The 18,899-nt window shown below is 66.0% G+C and carries 18 protein-coding genes and 1 pseudogene; 15 read left to right on the plus strand and 4 right to left on the minus strand.

Going from position 1 to position 18,899, the window contains the following annotated elements:
• Positions 1–6 precede the first annotated feature (6 nt).
• From BRO63_RS33675 to BRO63_RS33690, 4 genes are read right to left on the minus strand one after another with little or no spacing between them, the layout of a single operon-like run.
• Entirely contained in the window at positions 7–870 is an 864-nt protein-coding gene (locus BRO63_RS33675; protein WP_088143831.1) for a LysR family transcriptional regulator, read from the minus strand.
• Between the two features lie 18 nt (positions 871–888).
• The gene (gene trpC, locus BRO63_RS33680; protein ID WP_088143832.1) at positions 889–1,677 is read right to left on the minus strand and encodes an indole-3-glycerol phosphate synthase TrpC; all 789 of its coding nucleotides are present in this window, start codon (positions 1,675–1,677) and stop codon (positions 889–891) included.
• The gene (gene trpD, locus BRO63_RS33685; protein ID WP_054455246.1) at positions 1,674–2,705 is read right to left on the minus strand and encodes an anthranilate phosphoribosyltransferase; all 1,032 of its coding nucleotides are present in this window, start codon (positions 2,703–2,705) and stop codon (positions 1,674–1,676) included. The genes trpC and trpD overlap by 4 nt, the downstream gene beginning before the upstream one ends.
• 12 nt (positions 2,706–2,717) lie before the next feature.
• Positions 2,718–3,287: an anthranilate synthase component II gene (locus BRO63_RS33690; RefSeq protein WP_088143833.1), complete on the minus strand. Its 570-nt coding sequence runs from the start codon at positions 3,285–3,287 to the stop codon at positions 2,718–2,720.
• A 540-nt stretch (positions 3,288–3,827) separates the two neighbouring features.
• Here BRO63_RS33690 and BRO63_RS34105 point away from each other — a divergent pair.
• From BRO63_RS34105 to BRO63_RS33760, 15 genes and pseudogenes are all read left to right on the plus strand, one after another.
• Positions 3,828–4,181 carry a hypothetical protein gene (locus BRO63_RS34105; protein WP_128457255.1) on the plus strand — a complete coding sequence of 118 codons (354 nt, stop codon included), beginning with the start codon at positions 3,828–3,830 and terminating at the stop codon, positions 4,179–4,181.
• A 228-nt stretch (positions 4,182–4,409) separates the two neighbouring features.
• On the plus strand, positions 4,410–5,156 hold the full coding sequence (locus BRO63_RS33695) for a hypothetical protein (protein WP_088143834.1): 747 nt from the start codon (positions 4,410–4,412) through the stop codon (positions 5,154–5,156).
• Positions 5,157–5,275: 119 nt separating this feature from the next.
• Positions 5,276–5,488, plus strand: a complete 213-nt coding sequence (locus BRO63_RS33700; protein WP_003050427.1) for an AlpA family transcriptional regulator — start codon at positions 5,276–5,278, stop codon at positions 5,486–5,488.
• 42 nt (positions 5,489–5,530) lie between these two features.
• Entirely contained in the window at positions 5,531–6,406 is an 876-nt protein-coding gene (locus BRO63_RS33705) for a ParA family protein (protein WP_003090095.1), read from the plus strand.
• Complete coding sequence (locus BRO63_RS33710; protein WP_003050422.1) at positions 6,390–6,659, plus strand: hypothetical protein; 270 nt, start codon at positions 6,390–6,392, stop codon at positions 6,657–6,659. The genes BRO63_RS33705 and BRO63_RS33710 overlap by 17 nt, the downstream gene beginning before the upstream one ends.
• Positions 6,652–8,325 carry a ParB family protein gene (locus tag BRO63_RS33715; RefSeq protein WP_088143835.1) on the plus strand — a complete coding sequence of 558 codons (1,674 nt, stop codon included), beginning with the start codon at positions 6,652–6,654 and terminating at the stop codon, positions 8,323–8,325. Before BRO63_RS33710 ends, BRO63_RS33715 begins: the two co-directional genes overlap by 8 nt.
• Positions 8,326–8,339: 14 nt before the next feature.
• Complete coding sequence (locus BRO63_RS33720; protein WP_003090097.1) at positions 8,340–8,900, plus strand: DUF2857 domain-containing protein; 561 nt, start codon at positions 8,340–8,342, stop codon at positions 8,898–8,900.
• Between the two features lie 3 nt (positions 8,901–8,903).
• Positions 8,904–10,136: an STY4528 family pathogenicity island replication protein gene (locus BRO63_RS33725; protein ID WP_088143836.1), complete on the plus strand. Its 1,233-nt coding sequence runs from the start codon at positions 8,904–8,906 to the stop codon at positions 10,134–10,136.
• Positions 10,137–10,555: 419 nt separating this feature from the next.
• A complete protein-coding gene (locus BRO63_RS33730; RefSeq protein ID WP_003050396.1) occupies positions 10,556–11,350 on the plus strand; it encodes a PFL_4669 family integrating conjugative element protein in 795 nt (264 codons plus the stop codon).
• Positions 11,347–11,874, plus strand: coding sequence for a DUF3158 family protein (locus BRO63_RS33735; protein WP_003050393.1), 528 nt, complete (start codon positions 11,347–11,349; stop codon positions 11,872–11,874). The genes BRO63_RS33730 and BRO63_RS33735 overlap by 4 nt, the downstream gene beginning before the upstream one ends.
• A 73-nt stretch (positions 11,875–11,947) precedes the next feature.
• Positions 11,948–12,400, plus strand: coding sequence for a single-stranded DNA-binding protein (locus tag BRO63_RS33740; protein WP_003050391.1), 453 nt, complete (start codon positions 11,948–11,950; stop codon positions 12,398–12,400).
• Between the two features lie 276 nt (positions 12,401–12,676).
• A complete protein-coding gene (locus BRO63_RS33745; RefSeq protein WP_088143837.1) occupies positions 12,677–14,701 on the plus strand; it encodes a DNA topoisomerase III in 2,025 nt (674 codons plus the stop codon).
• A gap of 289 nt (positions 14,702–14,990) precedes the next feature.
• A pseudogene (locus BRO63_RS33750) lies at positions 14,991–16,133 on the plus strand (DNA topoisomerase); the annotation flags it as partial.
• 535 nt (positions 16,134–16,668) lie between these two features.
• A complete protein-coding gene (locus BRO63_RS33755; RefSeq protein WP_088143838.1) occupies positions 16,669–18,270 on the plus strand; it encodes a DNA cytosine methyltransferase in 1,602 nt (533 codons plus the stop codon).
• 244 nt (positions 18,271–18,514) lie between these two features.
• Positions 18,515–18,899 (plus strand): hypothetical protein (locus tag BRO63_RS33760; protein WP_088143839.1); only part of this gene is annotated, 385 nt, incomplete at its 3' end.

Raw genomic sequence — 18,899 nt, forward strand, 5'->3', positions numbered from 1 at the left:
CTCGCTTCAGGCGGCCCGCGCGATCTCGTAGATGTCCTCGATCAGGGCGGCGCGGACCGATTGCCGGTTCCATAGCAGGCCGACGCTGCGGAAATGCTCGTCGCCCGGCAGGGGGATCTTGCGCAGCCCGGAGTCCGGGCGCAGTTCGCCGGCGCCGTCCGGCACCAGGGACACGCCCAGTCCCTGGCCCACCAGCAGCGCGATGACCTCGATGGACGCCGTTTCGATGCGTATCTTGGGCCGTATGCTGTGCTGGCGGAAGTAGTTGGCGGCGAGCTGTCCGCCCCACAGCTTGCGGTCGTAGCAGATCAGCGGATTGGCGCGCAGCAGCTGGTGCGGGTCGGTCTCGGTGAGCGAGGCGGGCGCCAGCACCACCAGCGGCTCGTCGCGCACCCGCCGCCATTCCAGGTTCTTGGGCATCTGGAACTGCGGCTGCAATATCAGCGCCGCGTCCATCTCGCCGTCGCAGATCTTGCTGTAGAGGTTGACGGAATAGCCCTTGACCAGGCTGATTTCCAGGTTGGGATGCCGGTCGATGAGGCGCGCCAGCAGCGTGGGCATCAGCGTGGTCATGGCCGAATCGAACGCGCCCAGGGTGAGGTGGCCGAACACCACCGGCCCCTGGGACGCGGCCTTCAGGTTGCGCACCTCTTCCATGACGTGCTTGGCCTGCGCCAGGATCTGCGCGCCTTCGACCGTGGGTTTGACGGTGCGGCCGGAACGCACCACCAGCTTGAAACCCAGTTCGTCCTCGACCTTCTTGATGCGCTGATTGACCGCCGCCGGCGTCAGGCCGTTCTTGCGCGCGACCTCGGCGATCGAACCCTGCTCGATGACCTGGATGAAGTTGAGCAGGAAGGTGGTGTCCATGGGCTCCCGGGCGGGCGGTCAGCCCATCAGGCGCGCAAGTTCCGCGCCCGGATCCTTGGCGCGCATGAAGGCTTCGCCCACCAGGAAGGCGTTGACCTTGTGCTGGCGCATCAGTTGGACGTCTTCCGGCTTGAGGATGCCGCTTTCGGTCACGACGCGCTTGCCCGCGGGGATCTGGGGCAGCAGGTCCAGGGTGTTCGACAGGCTGGTCTCGAAGGTGCGCAGGTTGCGGTTGTTGATGCCGAGCAGCGGCGTCTTCATGGTCAGCGCGATGTCCAGTTCCTTGGCATCGTGCACTTCCACCAGCACGTCCATGCCCAGGTCCATTGCCAGCGTTTCATAGTCGCGCAGTTGCGCCGGGCTGAGCGCGGCCACGATCAGCAGCACGCAGTCCGCGCCCATGGCGCGCGCGGCGATGATCTGGTACGGGTCGATCACGAAGTCCTTGCGCAGCACCGGCAGCGAGCAGGCGGCGCGCGCCTGGCGCAGATGGTCGTGGGAACCCTGGAAGAACTGCACGTCGGTCAGCACCGACAGGCAGGCCGCGCCGTGCACCGCATAGGTGGCGGCGATTTCCGGGGGATTGAAGGGGTCGCGCAGCACGCCCTTGGACGGCGAGGCCTTCTTGATTTCAGCGATGACGCCGGGCTTGCCTTGCGCAATCTTGTCTTCGATGGCTTGGGCAAAGCCCCGCACGTCCTGCCGCGCCTGCGCCTCGCGCAGGACTTCGGCTTCGCTGCGCATCTGGCGAGCGGCGGCGACTTCCTCGGCCTTGACGGCGAGGATCTTCGCGAGAATATCGTTCATTTCAGGAATTTCCGGGTATATGCGCAGAATTCTTCCAGCTTGGCTCGCGCCGCGCCGGTGGAGATCAATTCGAATGCTAGTGCTAAGGCTTCGGGAATGGAATCGGCTTTATTGCCAGCATAGATGGCGAGTCCCGCATTGAGCGCGACGATGTCGCGGGCGGTGCCCTCGACATTTTCGAGCGCCTCTATGACAAGCTCGCGCGATTGTTCGCGATTGGACACCTTGATGCTCCGGTTGGACATCATGGATAGCCCGTAGTCCTCGGGGTGGATCTCATATTCGAGGACTTTTCCGTCCTTGAGTTCCCCGACCAGGGTGGCGCCGCCCAGCGAGGCCTCGTCCATGCCGTCCTTGCCGTGCACCACCAGCACGTGACGCGAACCCAGGCGTTCCAGCACGCGCACCTGGATGCCGACCAGGTCGGGGTGGAAAACGCCCATCAGCTGGTTGGCGGCGCCGGCCGGGTTGGTCAGCGGGCCCAGGATGTTGAAGATCGTGCGCACGGCCAGTTCCTTGCGCACGGCGGCCACGTTCTTCATGGCGCCATGGTGGGCGGGCGCGAACATGAAGCCGATGCCGGTGGCCTGGATGCACTCGGCCACTTGTTCGGGCGTCAGCACCAGGTTGGCGCCCAGGGCTTCCAGCACGTCGGCGCTGCCGCTGGACGACGAGGCGCTGCGGTTGCCGTGCTTGGCGATCGGCACGCCGGCCGCCGCCGCCACGAACATGGCGGTGGTGGAAATGTTGAAGGTGTGGCTGCCGTCGCCGCCGGTGCCGCACATGTCCAGCAGGTCGGCGGGGTTGGGCGTGACCACGGGCGTGGCGAACTCGCGCATGACCTGCGCGGCCGCGGTGATCTCGCCTATGGTCTCTTTCTTCACGCGCAGGCCCATCAGCAAGGCGCTTGCGATCTGCGGCGACATTTCGCCGCGCATCAGCATGCGCATGAGATGCAGCATTTCGTCGTGGAAGATTTCGCGGTGTTCAATGCAGCGCGTTAGCGCTTCGGCGGGGGAAATGGTCACGATGCGTCCTTCTTAGGCGAGGTTCAGGAAATTGCGGAGCAGGGCATGGCCGTGCTCGCTGAGCACCGACTCGGGATGGAACTGTACTCCGTATAGCGGCAGGGTCTTGTGGCGCACGCCCATGATGTCGCCGTCTGGCGCGGTCGCGGTCACGGCCAGGCAGTCGGGCAGGGTGGCGGGGTCTATGGTCAGCGAGTTGTAACGGATCACGGTGTACGGGGTGGGCAGGCCGGTGAAGATGTCCGTGCCCGTGTGCGAGATCTGCACGGTCTTGCCGTGCATGATCTGCTGCGCACGCACGATGTCGCCGCCGTAGGCCGCGCCGATGGCCTGATGGCCCAGGCACACGCCCAGGATGGGCTTCTTGCCCGCGAAGGCCTGGATCACGGGCACCGAGATGCCTGCCTCGGCCGGCGAGCAAGGGCCGGGCGACACGCAGATGCGGTCCGGATTCATGGCGGCGATCTCTTCCAGCGTGATCTGGTCGTTGCGCGCCACGCGCACGTCCTCGCCCAGCTCACCGAAGTACTGCACCAGGTTGTAGGTGAAAGAGTCGTAGTTGTCGATCATCAGGAGTCTCATGATTCTAAGTCCTTGATTTCATTAATGTTTTCCATTACACACAACCTCCATTACCCACTTTATTACACACATCGACAGTTGATTGCGATGGACGAAGCGCGAGCATGTGCTGGCTCAAGGTAGCAAGGGCTCCTGAGAGATGTCTTGGCGTGCGCCAGTGCGGTGTACTGACGCAGCGACGGCGCCCGCATGCCAGGGCCAAGTGCTGAGACTGGGCGGACAGACCTACCCCTCGCGGCGACACAGCGCGCGGGGCATCAGTTCTACGACGGGGCTGGGGTGCCAAGGGCATCGGGCAATCTCCTCAAATCTTGGAGCCGCCGTGCCGGGGAGCCTTCTTGAAACCTTGCCTGCCGGTACGGCGGCAAGGTGCGGTCAAGACCGCAACGACATGCCGCTTCCTATTGGAAGCGCCACCACAGAGCGATGTTGGTCGAAGCGGTACGGGTCATGGACAGACCAAAGTGTTGAATTTAAAAGCCAGAACTCGGCCCGAGTACACCCGAACGGAATTCCAAAGTAAGCCAGGGGAATTTTACCATGAGCATGTTAGGCAAAGCCACTTCCTGGAATGCCAGGGCATTCATCACCCCGCCCATCTACCTCGGACCGGACGACAACACTTCCAGTCTCGAAACCAGAGAGCAAGTAGACCAACTGCTACGGACTTGTGAGCATCGAATCTCAGGTTGGCAGTCATCTGGACCTGCGCGGGTGATGCTATATCGCTATATCAGCATCCGGGGCAGATATGACACCGCCGGATTTTCTCTGCCGACCCTAGGTCCCGGAGAACAGAAGCCGTTGATCGCAGCTTCTGAAACCATCGCCGTATCAGACCATACCAAATCGGTTTTGCGGGGAACAGCGCAGCGCATGACGCTGGTACCGTGAGCGCCAATATCGAGCTTTCGTCCTCATCGCTCGATGGGCCGGCAACCGATCGATTCTTGCACAACGAGCAAGACGAGGCCACCTACAGCGGACGCCAAACCAATCACCTCGCCCGTCTACGTTCAGGGCATCTTCCCAGGCACCCGCGGAAGGTCATAACGACACAGCAGCCCTTGGCAGGGCAAGAAAGGAGCCGGTGATGTAGCGCTTCCGAAAGGAGACGAAGACATGCACAAGGACATTCCAACATCGAAGGTGTTCTATCGTCCCATCGAGGCTGCCATACGGTGGGCCGGGTTGCTGCGGTACCTGCCGATGATCCTGGCTGCGATCGCGTCACCGCGCTTCCTGCCTCCATCGTTGAATTGCCCGCGATGGAATGAGTGCCGGCTGTACTCGGAGCGTATCTATGACGGCATCCTCAACGGGGAGCTGCCCTACGGCCAGAACGGCATCACGCTCAATGATCCGAAGCTGCTGCAGTCGCCGGATCTGACCGTTCGCCATGTCGATCTGAAGCGCTGGATGCGCAACCACTATCCCGAGCACCGGCCAGGATTCCTGTTCAGCCGTGGCGAACGCATGACGCATCCTTTTATCACCTTGGAAACAGGACAGGCGATCCTGATCGAGCGACTGGCCCTTCAGGCGGCCCTGGAGCATGCGCGTCGCCAGATGCAGGAATTGCAGGAGCAGCGCGACACCTTGCTCAAGCAGTCCACCGCGCTGCTGGCTTCCAAGCAATGCGAGATCAGCGAGCGAGCGGAGACGACGTATCTCAACATCATCGGCGGGATGCTGACGCTGATGCTGGGCCAGTCCCCTTCGGGTGTGCCCTATTCCAGCTTCAAAACACAGGAGGCACTCGTCTCGGCATTGGTCGCCCACTTCGGCGGCACCATGGGCATCACGGAGCGAACCTTGAACGGCAAGTTCGCCAACGCCAGGAAGTACGTCCGTAGCGCAAGCGCATGAGGTTTTTCCAGCTTGTATGTGCAACCGCGGAGATTGCATTTGCAATGTCTTTCCGCAGCCAGGTCTATTGAATAGAGGTCACGCCAACAAACGCCACCGAGCGTTCAGGAGTGACCGCCATGTCGCAGCCCCCTGTACTCCCGCCGAACGAGCGCCGCATCCTGCGGCTCGATGAAGTCGAAGCCAAGTCCGGCTTCAAACGCGCCCACATTTACAACCTGATGAAGAAGCGCCAGTTTCCCCAGGCGCTGCGCCTGGGCGTGCGCGCCGTCGGCTGGGATTCGATCGAAATCGACCAGTGGATCGCCGAGCGCCTCAACCACCGGACCTGACCCGCTCTCCCGCGGACTTCCCATTCCCAGCCGGAGAGCGCCATGCAGGTCGTGTCCATCATTTCAACGAAGGGCGGCGTCGGCAAGACCACGACGGCCGCCAACCTGGGCGGGCTCGCCGCGGACGCGGGCCTGCGCGTGCTGCTGCTCGATCTCGACGTGCAGCCCACCTTGTCCTCCTACTACGAACTGACCCAGCGCGCGCCGGGCGGCATCTATGAGCTGTTGGCCTTCAACGAGCGCGACCTTGGCCAGCTCGTGTCCCGCACGATCATCGCGGGCCTGGACCTGGTGCTGTCCAACGACCACCGGGGCGAGCTGAACACGTTGTTGCTGCATGCGCCGGATGGCCGCCTGCGGTTGCGGCATCTGCTGCCAGCACTTGCTCCCCTCTACGACCTGGTGCTGATCGACACCCAGGGTGCGCGTTCCGTGCTGCTGGAGATGGCGGTGCTCGCCTCCGATCTCGCGCTGTCGCCCGTCACGCCGGAAATCCTCGCGGCACGCGAGCTGCGGCGCGGCACCATGCAGTTGCTCGAAGATATTGCGCCGTACCGGCACCTGGGTATCGAACCGCCGCCGCTGCACTTGCTCATCAACCGCGTCCACCCGGTGTCCGCCAACGCACGGCTGATCCAGCAGGCCCTGCGCGACCTGTTCCAGGACAGCGCCGGCATCCGCGTGCTCGCCACCGACGTGCCGGCCATAGAAGCGTATCCACGTGCCGCAACGCGCGGCCTGCCGGTGCATCGGGTCGAGCACCGCCAGCCGCCCGGCAGAGTCGCCCCTGCCGCGCTCGACACGATGCGCGCGCTCGCCAGCGAGTTGTTCCCGCAATGGCAGGACCGACTGGCTCAAGTATCCGGCCGCCCGCAGCGACCTCTTGATCCTGGGAGGCCCCATGGCGAACGCACATGAGCTGGCCCGCGGCCACAAGCGGCTGCGCGCCCTGATCGAGTTCGCGGTCGGTGAGGGCTGGCACGTCAAGCGCACGCCGGGCGGGCACCTCAAGTTCACCAAGGCCGGCTGCGCGGCGATCTACACGAGTTCGACAGCGAGTGACCACCGGGCCGAATTGAACGCCCGTGCGCAGATCCGCCGCGCCGAGCGAGAGGCCCGCATGGCGCCGGCCGGCGGTCGTGGGGACTGCGAGGGGTGCGGCCATGGCTGACATGACCTCGCAGGACATGGCAGGCAAGCTGCTCGCGGCCGGCTTCGAGCGCAGCGGCCCAGCGGCTACGGCCTTGAGCGACCCGATCGCGGACACGCCCATGGTCGTGACGCTGGACCAGTTGCGGCCCTACGACCATGACCCGCGCATGAAGCGCAACCCGGCTTACGAGGAAATCAAGGCGTCCATCCGCGAGCGCGGCCTGGACGCGGCGCCGGCTATCACGCGCCGGCCCGGCGGGGACCACTACATCATCCGCAACGGCGGCAACACGCGGCTGGCGATCCTGCGCGAACTCTGGTCGGAGACCAAGGAAGAACGCTTCTTCCGCATATCGTGTCTGTTCCGACCATGGCCGGAGCGCGGTGAAATCGTCGCGCTGACCGGGCATCTTGCCGAGAACGAACTGCGCGGCGGCCTCACGTTCATCGAGCGCGCGCTCGGCGTCGAGAAAGCACGGGAGTTCTACGAGCAGGAGAGCGGCGCCGCCCTGAGCCAGTCGGAACTGGCCCGCCGCCTGGCGGCCGATGGCTTCCCCGTCCAGCGGTCGCACATCACCCGCATGGCCGACGCGGTGCGCTACCTGCTGCCCGCCATTCCCACCGTGCTTTATGGCGGCCTTGGGCGCCACCAGGTCGAGCGGCTGTCGGTCATGCGCACGGCCTGCAAACGCACCTGGGAGCACTACGCCAAGGACCGCTCGCTGCCGCTGGACTTCGACAGCTTTTTTCAGGAGGTGCTGGCGCAGTTCGACACGCAGGGCGACGAGTTCGCGCCGCAGCGCGTGCAGGACGAGCTGATCGGCCAGATGTCCGAGCTGCTGGGCATCGGCTACGACGTGTTGGCGCTGGACCTGACCGAATCGGAAAGCCGCCACCGGGCGCTGGTCAGTGACCCGACGCCACCTGCGGCGCCGCCGGCGTTGCCTTCGCCCACCGCCGGCACGCCGCCTCCCCCGGGCGTAGCATCGTCCATCGCCAAGCCTGCAGCGGCGGCCAGTCCTCCACCCGCCAGCCCTCCGGCGTCCGAGCCCACCTTGCGCGAGGATACGGCCCGAGAGACGACAACGGAAAGCCCCGCGGCCGCACCAGGCGATCTGCTTCTCGAGCACATCGTCTCGCCGGCACCGACGACCGAACGGCTGCAGTCGATCCAGCGCATGGTTGCCGACCAGTTGGGCGATGCGCTGCCGCCCGACTTCTCGGCGAGCGTGCTGCAGTCCATCCCGGTGCAAGCCGGCGGGCTCTATCCGATCTCCGACGTCTGGTACATCGACGCCGGCCTGGACACGCCCGATCGGCTGCGCATCCACATCGCGCAGTTCGCGCGCGAGATCGCCGGGGAGGCAGCCCTGGACGAGTGCATCGAGGATCGCTCCGATGGCATCGGCTTCGTTTGCTGCGCGCCCGCCCATGCACCATCGCCGCTCGGCCGGGCGGTGCTGGCGCTGCTCATCACTCTGACGGGTCAGCCCACTGCTGAAGCGGGCGTGGATGGCGCGCAGCTCGCCGCCGACTTGCCAGCACTGCTGCACGGCCAGGGTCAACACCACGGCGACTGCACAAGGCGCTTGAGCGACACGGCGTTGGTCAAGCTATTTCGGCTGCTCCGCCTGGCCCGGCGTCTGCTGGACCTGGAAGCCGGCACCACGGCGCCCGGGACGTGAGCGAGGGAGGCCGCATGTCCACATCGCATCCGCTCAACCAGGCCGTGATTGCCCAGGCGCTGTATGACCTTCGCAACGGCCAACTGCGCCGCTGCAAGGCCATGGGCTTCGGCGAGGCCGAGCTGGATGCGCTCAAGCACCCCGCGCTGATCAGCGTGCTGGCCAACGCCAGCGTCTCGTGGTGCTCGGTCACGGTCAACCGCGAAGTGCTGCAGCGCCTGCTCAACCAGGCACAGGACGTGGAGAAGGAAATCGCCACGGTCGATCGCATGCTGCGGCTGGGGGCCAGCACGGAGATGGTCAGCCGCTTCTATGGCCTGACCCATCAGGAAGTCGCCCTGCGGCGGGAGATCCTCGGCCTGCCCAAGCGCAAGGGGCGCCACCCCGTCCTGGACGAGACCCAGGACACCGAACTGTGGCGGCAATGGAAAGCCGTGACCAGCAGCAGGAACGTCGATCTGGAGGACGAGACCTCGATTCTCGATGCGGCCATGGACCTGGCCGAGGGTATGTCACTGCCGCTCTCGGTGGTCTGGGCCGCGATCAGGAACTGGGTCGATCAGGGATTGGGCTAGGCCATGGCCGTGGACGACACCGCCCCACGAGCCCCGCGTCAAGGCCCCGTCGCACTCGCCGACCTGTTCGACGCTGCGCTGAAGGACCTCACGCCCAATCCAAATCCCCGCGCGCCAGCGCCCATGGCAGTGCCCACGCCTGCCGCGTCCGGCGACGCCTTCCTATTCAGTGGCAATCGGCACGAGAGCGTGCCGCGGCGGCTGTTCCTCGACCGCCGCCTGACACCGCTGGAGCGCAACGCCTGGCAGGTGTTCCGGCTGATGCTCAACGACGACGGCGTCACGACGTTCCCGACCTATGAGCAGTTGCGCCCATGGCTGGCGTCCATGCCCTGCGCGGGACAAGCCTCCCACGAGACCGTCGCGCGGGCGCTGACGCTGCTGCGCCTGACGCGCTGGCTGAGCCTCGTGCGACGACGGCGCGACCCCAAGACCGGCCGCATCCTCGGAAACCTCTACGTCCTGCACGACGAACCCCTGACACTGTTCGAGGCCATGCAGCTCGACGCCGACTACCTGGCCCTGGTCAGCCAGTCGCTGGGGCATTCCGCCAAGGCCGTCCAGGTGGTGGGACTCAACACCCTCCAGGAGATCGCGGACGACCCGATGTTGTCCGGACGCACCTTGCCGTCGCGGCTGCAAGTGCTCGCCGAGCGCCTGGCCGACCAGGGCATCACCGCCACCGCAAGTTATCCACAGGAGGATGCGATCCACGATTCCGAAGAAGGGCCCGCCAGCCTTCTTCGGAATGGCGAACGCCCTTCTTCGGAATCCGAAGCAGGGCCGAAACCCGCGCCAGACGGCGCTCTTCGGAATCCGAAGCAGGACCGTACAGTACGTAGTAGTCGTATTGATGAAGTACGTACTACCGCGCAGGCGCGCGCGCTGGGCGACCTGCAATGGCCCAAGCGTTTCGCGGAACTGAAGGCGGAACAGCAAGCCGGCGCCAGGATGGCGTTGCAGCAAGTGGACGCTGCCCTGCGGCAGGCTGTGCTGGACGAGTGGGCCGCACGGTGCGGCAAGCATGGCATCCGCAACCCCGCCGGGTACCTGTTCGGCATCATCCAGCGCGCCATGCGCGGCGAGTTCAATGCGTGGGCCAAGCAGACCAGCCCGGCAGCGCCAACACCATCGGCGGCGCGAGCGCCACCGCCCGAGCCGCCGCGCAACGTCGTGCCGCCCGCGGTGGCCCGGCAGCACATCGAGCGCCTGCGCGATCTGCTGCGCAAATCCTGAGCGCAGGGCCTGGCAAGGCCATGAAGCAGACCTCCTTGGCGGTCGGCAGAAACGGTCCCCAGGGGACGGCTGTGTGGTGAAACGCCGGACGACGGCGCGACATGCTGCGCAAAACCTGAGTAGAGCGCCTGCAAGACCATGAAGCAGACCTCCATGGCGCTCAACGGAACGGTCCCCTGGGGACGGCTGCGCGGCGAAGGATCGTGTCGAACGGCAGCGCGACGTGCGGTGCAGTACGCATACCGTCAACGACCGAGGCACGGAGCGCCAACGTGAATGCTCCGGCCTCCAAGGGACCGTTGCGCGCTGCGCCGCCAGCGCGCATAGAACCGGGGGCCGGCTCATTTCGGTTTGTTGACTGACTGCCTTCCGCTGCATGCGGATGCTGGCGGCTCCCTGTCCAACTGCGAGCGCTCACCATGGCAACCAGCAACGAACCATTGCAACTCAACCTCGGCTCCCTGCGCAGCGCGATGTCGCTGACGCTGCACACGCATCACGCTTCCCGCATCTGGCACGGCCGCGCCGCCGCCGAAGGGCGACCCGGCATCGTCGGCCTGAACGGCTACATCGCGGTGATGAATAAGATGAAGCGCGGCTCGGAGCAGGACGACCCCTACAGCGACTGGTGGATGCTGCGCATCGAGGACAAGCTCGACCAGACCAGGACCACGCTGCAGACCTTGCGCAAACAAGTGGACCAGGCACTGGCGGGCGTGCCTGCGGCATTGAGCCTGGGCGAGAACCTCAACGTGCAGCCCGTCAAGCTGCCGCTGTTCGTCAATGCGCAGTTGGGCTTTGCCGCCGTCTATCTCCTGGCCGACTACGACGACATCGCGCGCAAGCTGATCCTCGCCCACCACACCGCGCTGATCGACCGCAGCACTTTGGAGCGCTGGCTCAACGAGGGCGCGCACGCGCTGCGCAGCCTGTTCTCGCTGGCCCAGCAGTACCGCTACTCGGGCTGCACCCGCGACGATTTCGCGGCGAAGAATGCCGCAGCGCGGGTCGCGCTGGAGAAGTTCGGCGAGTTGCCGCAGGACGTCCTCGAAGGCACGCGCCGCTCGACGTTTGCGCCACCCATGGTGCGCCGTGGTCTGCAACAGCGCGGTGAGAATCCTGCCGCAGCCGCTACCAGCGTCGATGGTGATGCGGCCGCTGCTGCCGACCCGTCCGAAGGCGCAGCCACTGCCGGCGAGGACGAATCCGCATGAGCGATCTGAACCAGCCGACCCGCTACTTCCGGGGCCTGCAACAGGGAGCCTTCATGCGCCTGGAACACGCGGCCTCTCTAAAAGGCCTTTTAAAGCCTTTTAAAGGTAAAGGGGACTTGGAGGCCTGGGCCAGCCAGTGCTTCGCCATGCGCGACGAGTTGATCGGCCTGGCGCAGCGACAAGTGCTGCAACAGGCCGGTGGGCATCCCTTCCATCTGCTGCCCGTGGAACTGGCCCAGCAGACCACTGGCGCGGGAACGACGTTCCTGCGCTGGCGCAGGAACGACCGCTCGGCCATGGGCGTGGCCCTGTGGCAGGAGCTGATGGCGAGCACCAGCACGCCGGTCAACCTGCTGGCCGACCTGCACGCGATCGAGCTGCAGCGCATCACGCTGAACATGCAGATCAGCCTGTTGCACACCCTGGGTAGGCAGGCCCAGGAGTGCGCCAGCAAGGCCGCCGAGGCGGAAGACGCCTACCTGCGCCGGCTCGCGTCCATACCCCCCGGAGTGCGCGATCGGTGATCGCGTCGGGCACCCCAGCACGCGCCCGACGCCGACATGGCACGGGTATTTCAACCACCAAGGAGATTGCACCATGAGCACGCATTTTTCGGGCGAAGGCAACATCGGCTCGCCCCCCGAGTACCGGGAGTTCCCCAACGGCAACGACGAACCGCGGCGCTTGTTGCGGCTGAACGTGTATTTCGACAACCCCGTTCCCACCAAGGGCGGTGACTTCGAGGACCGCGGCGGCTTCTGGGCGCCGGTGGAAATCTGGCACCGCGACGCCGCACACTGGAAGGACCTTTACCAGAAGGGCATGCGCGTGCTGGTCGTCGGCCGCATGGAGCGCGAACCCTGGACCGACAACGAGGATCAGCCGCGCGAGACCTGGCAGATCAACGCGCGCAGCGTCGGCATCCTGCCGTTCCGCATCGAGTCCGTCGTTCTGAGCCCCAAATCGCAGGAGACCGCACAGGACGCGCAGCCCAAGCCCCAGGCCGCCCAGGAACCGGCAGCGTCGAAGGAGCCCAAGCGCAGGAAGTGATCCGGCGTGGGGGCGGCCGCAGTACGTTGCCGCCCCCCATGTCCTCGCGAGCTATCCCCAGGGGATAGCTCCATCAGCGTCCACCGGCTTCCGCGCGCTCCCGAACATCGCGGCTCCCGGCTCGCACACCGCCGGCCGCACGCCATCCCGCCCAAGCCGTTCCATCGGCGTGAAAGCGGTCGCTGCCGCATGCAGCTTGTTTGCTGCTGCCCCAACAGGCGCTCGGCATCCTCGATCCCAGCAACTCCATGAACAACGGGAAGCGGATGGACGGACATGCGGCTGTTTCTGTGCGAGAAGCCCTCCCAGGGCAAAGACATCGGCCGGATTCTCGGCGCCACGCAGCGCGGTGAAGGCTGCCTCAACGGCTCCGGTGTCACGGTCACCTGGTGCATCGGCCATCTCGTCGAAGCGGCAGCACCCGAGGTCTATGACGCGGCGCTCAAGCGCTGGTCGCTGGAACAGCTGCCCATCATTCCCCAGCAGTGGCGGGTCGAGGTCAAGCCGAAGACCGCCACGCAATTCAAGGTCGTCAAAGCGCTTCTGGCGAAGGCGACCCAGCTTGTCATCGCCACTGACGCCGACCGCGAAGGCGAACTGATCGCACGCGAGATCATCGACCTGTGCGGCTACCGCGGTCCCATCGAACGCCTGTGGCTGTCGGCGCTCAACGATGCGTCCATCCGCACCGCGCTCGCCAAGCTGCGGCCCTCGGCCGAGACGCTGCCGATGTATTACTCGGCGCTGGCGCGCTCGCGCGCCGACTGGCTCGTGGGCATGAACCTCAGCCGGCTGTTCACCGTGCTCGGGCGGCAGGCCGGCTACGATGGCGTGCTGTCGGTCGGGCGTGTACAGACCCCGACGCTCAAACTCGTGGTGGACCGCGACCGAGAGATCGCGGCCTTCGTGTCCGTGCCGTACTGGGCCATCGACGTGTCGCTGTCCGCAGGCGGTCAGACGTTCACCGCGCAGTGGGTGGCACCCGATGCCAGCACCGACGACGCCGGCCGCTGCCTGCGGCAGCCCGTCGCACAGCAGGCCGCGCAGCAGATCCGCGCCGCGGGCAGTGCCCAGGTGGTGTCGGTCGAGACCGAGCGCGTGCGCGAAGGCCCGCCGCTGCTGTTCGACCTGGGCACCTTGCAGGAAGTCTGTTCCAAGCAGCTTGGGCTGGACGTGCAGGAAACCTTGGAGATCGCCCAGGCCCTGTACGAGACGCACAAGGCCACGACGTACCCGCGCTCGGATTCGGGCTACCTGCCCGAAAGCATGTTCGCCGAAGTGCCCACGGTCCTGGACAGCCTGCTCAAGACCGATCCCACGCTGGCCCAGATCATGGGCCAGCTCGACCGCACCCAGCGCTCGCGCGCCTGGAACGACGGCAAGGTGACGGCGCACCACGGCATCATCCCGACGCTCGAACCCGCGAATCTCTCCGCCATGAGCGAGAAGGAACGGGCGTTGTACCGGCTGATCCGGGCACATTACCTGGCCCAGTTCCTCCCGCACCACGAGTTCGACCGCACCGTGGCGGATCTCTCCTGCGGCCAGCAGAAGCTGGTGGCTACGGGCAAGCAGGTCGTCGCCCGCGGCTGGCGCCTGGTGCTGGCCGAGTCCGAACGTGAAGGCAGCGCCGATGAGGATGGCGACGCCCCCGTGCGCACCCAGGTGCTGCCTGCGCTGCGTGACGGGATGGCATGCCAGGTCGCCGGGGCCGACATCAAGGCCCTCAAGACGATGCCGCCCAAGCCCTATACCCAGGGCGAACTGGTCAAGGCGATGAAGGGCGTTGCGCGTTTCGTGACCGACCCGCGCCTGAAGCAGAAGCTCAAGGACACGACGGGCATCGGCACCGAGGCGACCCGGGCCAACATCATCAGCGGGCTGATCGCCCGCGGCTACATCGTGAAGAAGGGACGCTCCATCCGCGCATCGGATGCGGCGCTCACGCTGATAGACGCCGTGCCCGCGGCGATTGCCGACCCCGGCACCACCGCCGTCTGGGAACAGGCGCTGGACATGATCGAGGCCGGACAACTCACCCTGGATGTGTTCATCGGCAAGCAGGCTGCATGGATTTCGCAGTTGATCGCGCAGTACGGCAGCACGTCCCTGTCCATCAAGGTGCCCCAAGGACCGGCTTGTCCGCAGTGTGGCGCGCCCACGCGCCAACGCACCGGCAAGAGCGGCCCGTTCTGGTCGTGCAGTCGCTATCCCGACTGCAAAGGCACGCTGCCGGTCGAAACCGGCACGTCCAAGCGTGGTGCCTCGCGCCCACGCAAGAGCGGCCGCAAAGGCTCCTGACCGACCCCCGTTCCCCGTGAGCCGTGCCCGCCATCGGCGGCGTGGCCCGTGTTCCGCATGCCCTGCGGGACGCCCAGCGCGCAACGCCTTCTTGTCCGTGTGCGCGTCCCGTTCAGCCGCCCCCGGCCGCGGGACCTGAAGGTAGCTTCTCCGCGAACCGCACCCCGCGCGTTCTCCCCGTCCGCATCTCTTCCGCACGCTGCGAAGGGTCCCCCGATGGCTTGCCTGTGCGAGCCACCCGGAGACCCTTCGTGGTCAGCGGTATTCGGTGCCGGTGCTTTTTTTTTTGGTTTGTTCCAAGCAGCTTGGACTGGACGTGCAGGAAACCCTGGAGATTGCCCAGGCCCTGTACGAGACGCACAAAGCCACGACGTACCCGCGTTCGGATTCCGGCTACCTGCCCGAAAGCATGTTCGCCGAGGTGCCCGCGGTTCTCGACAGTCTGCTCAAGACCGATCCCTCGCTGCGCCCGATAATGGACCAGCTCGATCGCTCCCAGCGCTCGCGTGCATGGAATGGCGGCAAGGTCACGGCGCACCACGGCATCATTCCGACGCTCGAACCGGCGGACCTCTCGGCCATGAGCGAGAAGGAGTTGGCGGTGTACAGGCTCATCCGGGCCCACTATCTGGCGCAATTCCTTCCTCACCACGAGTTCGATCGCACCGTGGCGAACCTCGCCTGCGGCCAGCAGAACCTGGCGGCCACGGGCAAGCAGGTCGTGGTGAAGGGCTGGCGCCTGGTACTGGCCGAGCCTCAGCCCGACGAGGACGGCGACGCTGCAGCGCGCAGCCAGGTGCTTCCCGCGCTGCGTGAGGGCCTGGCATGCCAGGTGGCCGACGTCGATCTGAGGGCGCTCAAGACGCTGCCACCCAGGCCGTACACGCAGGGCGAACTTGTCAAATCCATGAAGGGAATCGCCAAGCTGGTGACGGACCCGCGCCTGAAGCAGAAGCTCAGGGACACGGTCGGCATCGGCACCGAAGCGACGCGAGCCAACATCATCAGCGGCCTGATCGCACGCGGCTATATCGTGAAGAAGGGGCGCGCCATCCGCGCATCCGATGCTGCTTTCACACTGATTGACGCCGTGCCCGCGGCGATCGCCGACCCTGGCACTACCGCTGTCTGGGAACAGGCGCTCGACATGATCGAAGCTGGACAGCTTACGCTGGACGTATTCATCGGAAAGCAGGCTGCATGGATTTCGCAGTTGATCGCGCAGTACAGCATCGCGTCCCTGTCCATCAAGGTTCCCCAAGGGCCGGCATGCCCGCAGTGCGGCGCACCCACGCGTCAGCGCAGCGGCAAGAGCGGCCCGTTTTGGTCGTGCAGTCGTTACCCCGACTGCAAAGGCACGCTGCCGGTCGAATCCGGCACGTCAAAGCGCGGTGCCTCGCGCCCGCGCCGCAGCGGCCGCCAAGGTTCCTGACCCGACCCCGTTCCCCGTGAGCCGTGCCCGCCATCGGCGGCGTGGCCCTTGTCCCGCACGCCCTGCGGGACGCCCAGCGCGCAACGCCTTCTTGATCCGTGCGCGCGTCCCGCCTGGCCGCTCCGGCCACGGGACCTGAAGGTAGCTTCTCCGCGAACCGCATCCCGCGCGTTCTGCTGATCTGCATTTCTTCCGCCCACTGCGAAGGGTCTCCGGGTGGCTTGTCGAACTGGACGAGCCACCCGGAGACCCTTCGTGGTCAGCGGTATTCGGTGCCGGTGCCCGCCGGCGCAAAAACGGGCTCCCTTTGTGCGCGGATGTGCGCCAGACGATGCCGGCCCCAGCCACGACATGGGCCGGGTGTGATTGCTGACAGCAGACGGTTTTAGCGACGACCGGGCCTGCCAATCAGCCCACGGGTGGTTCCTCTTTCCTCCCGAGCCGAAGGCCGCAGGGCCTTCGGCGCCTTTCTCCTGCCCATCAACGTCCCGGCCCCCGCCCAACGGCCCTGGGCCACACGAACAGGAGACCCGACATGAACCCCCATCCTTGCCCCCCAACACACGGCAGGCCGCGCAACGCGCCGCTGCTCTACGGCAGCGTGTGCAGCGGCATCGAGGCCGTGAGCCTCGCCTGGCAACCCCTCGGCCTCGAAGCTGCGTGGTTCGCTGAGGTCGAGCCGTTCCCGAGCGCCGTGCTCGCCCATCGTTACCCCCACGTGCCCAACCTGGGCGACATGACTGAGATCGCCCGCCAGGTGCGCGCCGGCACCGTGCCGGCGCCCGACACCCTGGTCGGCGGCACACCGTGCCAGTCGTTCAGCGTAGCCGGCGCTCGCCAGGGACTGAATGACCCGCGCGGCGCCTTGACCCTTGCCTATGTGGAGCTTGCAAATGCCATCGACCAAACCCGCCACCAAGACCGCCGCCCGTCGGCAACCCTCGTCTGGGAAAACGTCCCCGGCGTCCTCAACGACCGCAGCAATGCCTTCGGGCATTTCCTGGGCGCACTGGCCGGAGAAGGCTGTGCGCTCCAACCGCCAGGGGAAAAATGGGCGCACGCAGGTTGTGTGTCTGGACCCCGGCGCCGCATCGCCTGGCGCGTGCTCGACGCTCAATATTTCGGTGTCGCCCAACGCCGCAAGCGTGTGTTTCTTGTGGCAAGTGGTGCAGATCGCCTCGATCCCGTCGAAGTACTTTTTGAGCGCACAGGCCTGCTCGGGGATTCTTCTGCGGGCAGCGCGCCGTGGCAAGAAGCTGCCCGTGCTGCTGGATCGGGTGCTGAAGCAGCAGGCGGATACGCAGGACTGGAGCAGCCCTACGGCACGGTCACGATGACCTTCGGATTCAGTGGCGGCACCGGCCCCGTCGATGTGGCGGCATGTCTCATGGCCGCAGGCCCCAAGCACGACATCCGCACGGAGACGTTCATGGTGCAGTCGATCGCCGGCAGCATCGCCCACACCCTCGACACTGCCAACGGCGGCAAGGGCAGCAGCGAAGACGGTACGGGCAAGGGTGTGCCGATCATCGCTTTCACCGCACAGGGCAGCGGCGCGGATGCCACGATGGATCGGGCTCCGACGCTGCGTGCAGGTGGGCACCGCAACAGCCATGCGAACGCCGGTGTCGTGCCCGCCATCGCCTTCGCGCAGAACAACCGCGGCGAAGTGCGTTTCGAGTCGGGCCATGGGCAGGTAGCTTGCACCGTCCTTTCCAACGGCAAGCCGGGCTATGGCGTGCCGATGGTGGCCTGCGTTGCCCTACGGGGACGGCAGCAGGGTCTTACCGCGGAACTGGGCGGCGGCGTATCGGACGCACTGCGCACCAGCGGCGGCGGCGCTGACAAGCCCCATGTGCTGGCACCCGACTTCGAGGCGCATTTCCGGTACGACTGCAATGACCCCGGCCCCGGAGATTGGGCGCACTGGCGGGTGCGGCGGCTAATGCCCGTGGAATGCGAGCGGCTGCAAGGCATGCCCGACGACTACACGCTGATCCCGTACCGCGGCAAGCCCGCCGCGGATGCTCCGCGCTACAAGGCAATCGGCAATTCCATGGCGGTGCCGTGCGTTGCGTGGCTTGGCCAGCGGCTGGTGCAGTGCCTGCACAAGACGGGATCGACAGCTCCGGATTGATGCACGACGTCGCCAGCGGGCCACGCCATTCTTCCTCCTGCATTGCCGACGTGTCGGCAGCAGCCAGCAGCCGGGGTGTCCAGGCTGCCGTGGGTTCTACCCGCGCCACCCACCAGTTCGCCTCGGCATCTCACCGGCGAACGCTGCCCACCGGGGCATCGATGCCTCTTTTTTTCCAACCCACGGGATGGCCGCCACGTCCCGTCGGGGGCATGTCGCCACCCGGTCGATTTCAGGACTTCCCATGGATAACATCACCAAGCAAGACCGCATCACGCTGAAGAACCTCAAGGTGGCCGACTTCGCCAGCGAGGAAACGATGTGCTTCAGCGCCACCGTCGTGTTCGACGGCACTCCCATCGCCGAGGCCCGCAACGACGGCCACGGCGGCTCGACGTTCCTCCGCGCGCTCAATGGCAAGGCGGCGCTGCTGGCGCAGGCCGAAGCCTTCGCCAAGGGCCTGCCGCCTGCACCGCTCGACCTCGGCCACGAGGGTGAAGACCCTCATTACATCGACATGACGCTCGACTTCCTGATCGATGAACTGGCCGATGCCATGCACGCCGAGCGCAAGGTGCGAGCCGCGTTCAACCGCGACATCGGCAACAAGGTGCTGTTCATCAAGGACG

This window comes from Achromobacter xylosoxidans (genome assembly GCF_002192695.1).
Lineage (GTDB): Bacteria > Pseudomonadota > Gammaproteobacteria > Burkholderiales > Burkholderiaceae_B > Achromobacter > Achromobacter xylosoxidans_C.

Excerpts from the sequence above, each read along its gene's own strand:
- BRO63_RS33675 (WP_088143831.1), bottom strand. The coding sequence starts at position 870 with ATGGACACCACCTTCCTGCTCAACTTCATCCAGGTCATCGAGCAGGGT.
- trpC (WP_088143832.1), bottom strand. The coding sequence starts at position 1,677 with ATGAACGATATTCTCGCGAAGATCCTCGCCGTCAAGGCCGAGGAAGTC.
- BRO63_RS33690 (WP_088143833.1), bottom strand. The coding sequence starts at position 3,287 with ATGAGACTCCTGATGATCGACAACTACGACTCTTTCACCTACAACCTG.
- BRO63_RS34105 (WP_128457255.1), top strand. The coding sequence starts at position 3,828 with ATGAGCATGTTAGGCAAAGCCACTTCCTGGAATGCCAGGGCATTCATC.
- BRO63_RS33695 (WP_088143834.1), top strand. The coding sequence starts at position 4,410 with ATGCACAAGGACATTCCAACATCGAAGGTGTTCTATCGTCCCATCGAG.
- BRO63_RS33700 (WP_003050427.1), top strand. The coding sequence starts at position 5,276 with ATGTCGCAGCCCCCTGTACTCCCGCCGAACGAGCGCCGCATCCTGCGG.
- BRO63_RS33705 (WP_003090095.1), top strand. The coding sequence starts at position 5,531 with ATGCAGGTCGTGTCCATCATTTCAACGAAGGGCGGCGTCGGCAAGACC.
- BRO63_RS33710 (WP_003050422.1), top strand. The coding sequence starts at position 6,390 with ATGGCGAACGCACATGAGCTGGCCCGCGGCCACAAGCGGCTGCGCGCC.
- BRO63_RS33715 (WP_088143835.1), top strand. The coding sequence starts at position 6,652 with ATGGCTGACATGACCTCGCAGGACATGGCAGGCAAGCTGCTCGCGGCC.
- BRO63_RS33720 (WP_003090097.1), top strand. The coding sequence starts at position 8,340 with ATGTCCACATCGCATCCGCTCAACCAGGCCGTGATTGCCCAGGCGCTG.
- BRO63_RS33725 (WP_088143836.1), top strand. The coding sequence starts at position 8,904 with ATGGCCGTGGACGACACCGCCCCACGAGCCCCGCGTCAAGGCCCCGTC.
- BRO63_RS33730 (WP_003050396.1), top strand. The coding sequence starts at position 10,556 with ATGGCAACCAGCAACGAACCATTGCAACTCAACCTCGGCTCCCTGCGC.
- BRO63_RS33735 (WP_003050393.1), top strand. The coding sequence starts at position 11,347 with ATGAGCGATCTGAACCAGCCGACCCGCTACTTCCGGGGCCTGCAACAG.
- BRO63_RS33740 (WP_003050391.1), top strand. The coding sequence starts at position 11,948 with ATGAGCACGCATTTTTCGGGCGAAGGCAACATCGGCTCGCCCCCCGAG.
- BRO63_RS33745 (WP_088143837.1), top strand. The coding sequence starts at position 12,677 with ATGCGGCTGTTTCTGTGCGAGAAGCCCTCCCAGGGCAAAGACATCGGC.
- BRO63_RS33755 (WP_088143838.1), top strand. The coding sequence starts at position 16,669 with ATGAACCCCCATCCTTGCCCCCCAACACACGGCAGGCCGCGCAACGCG.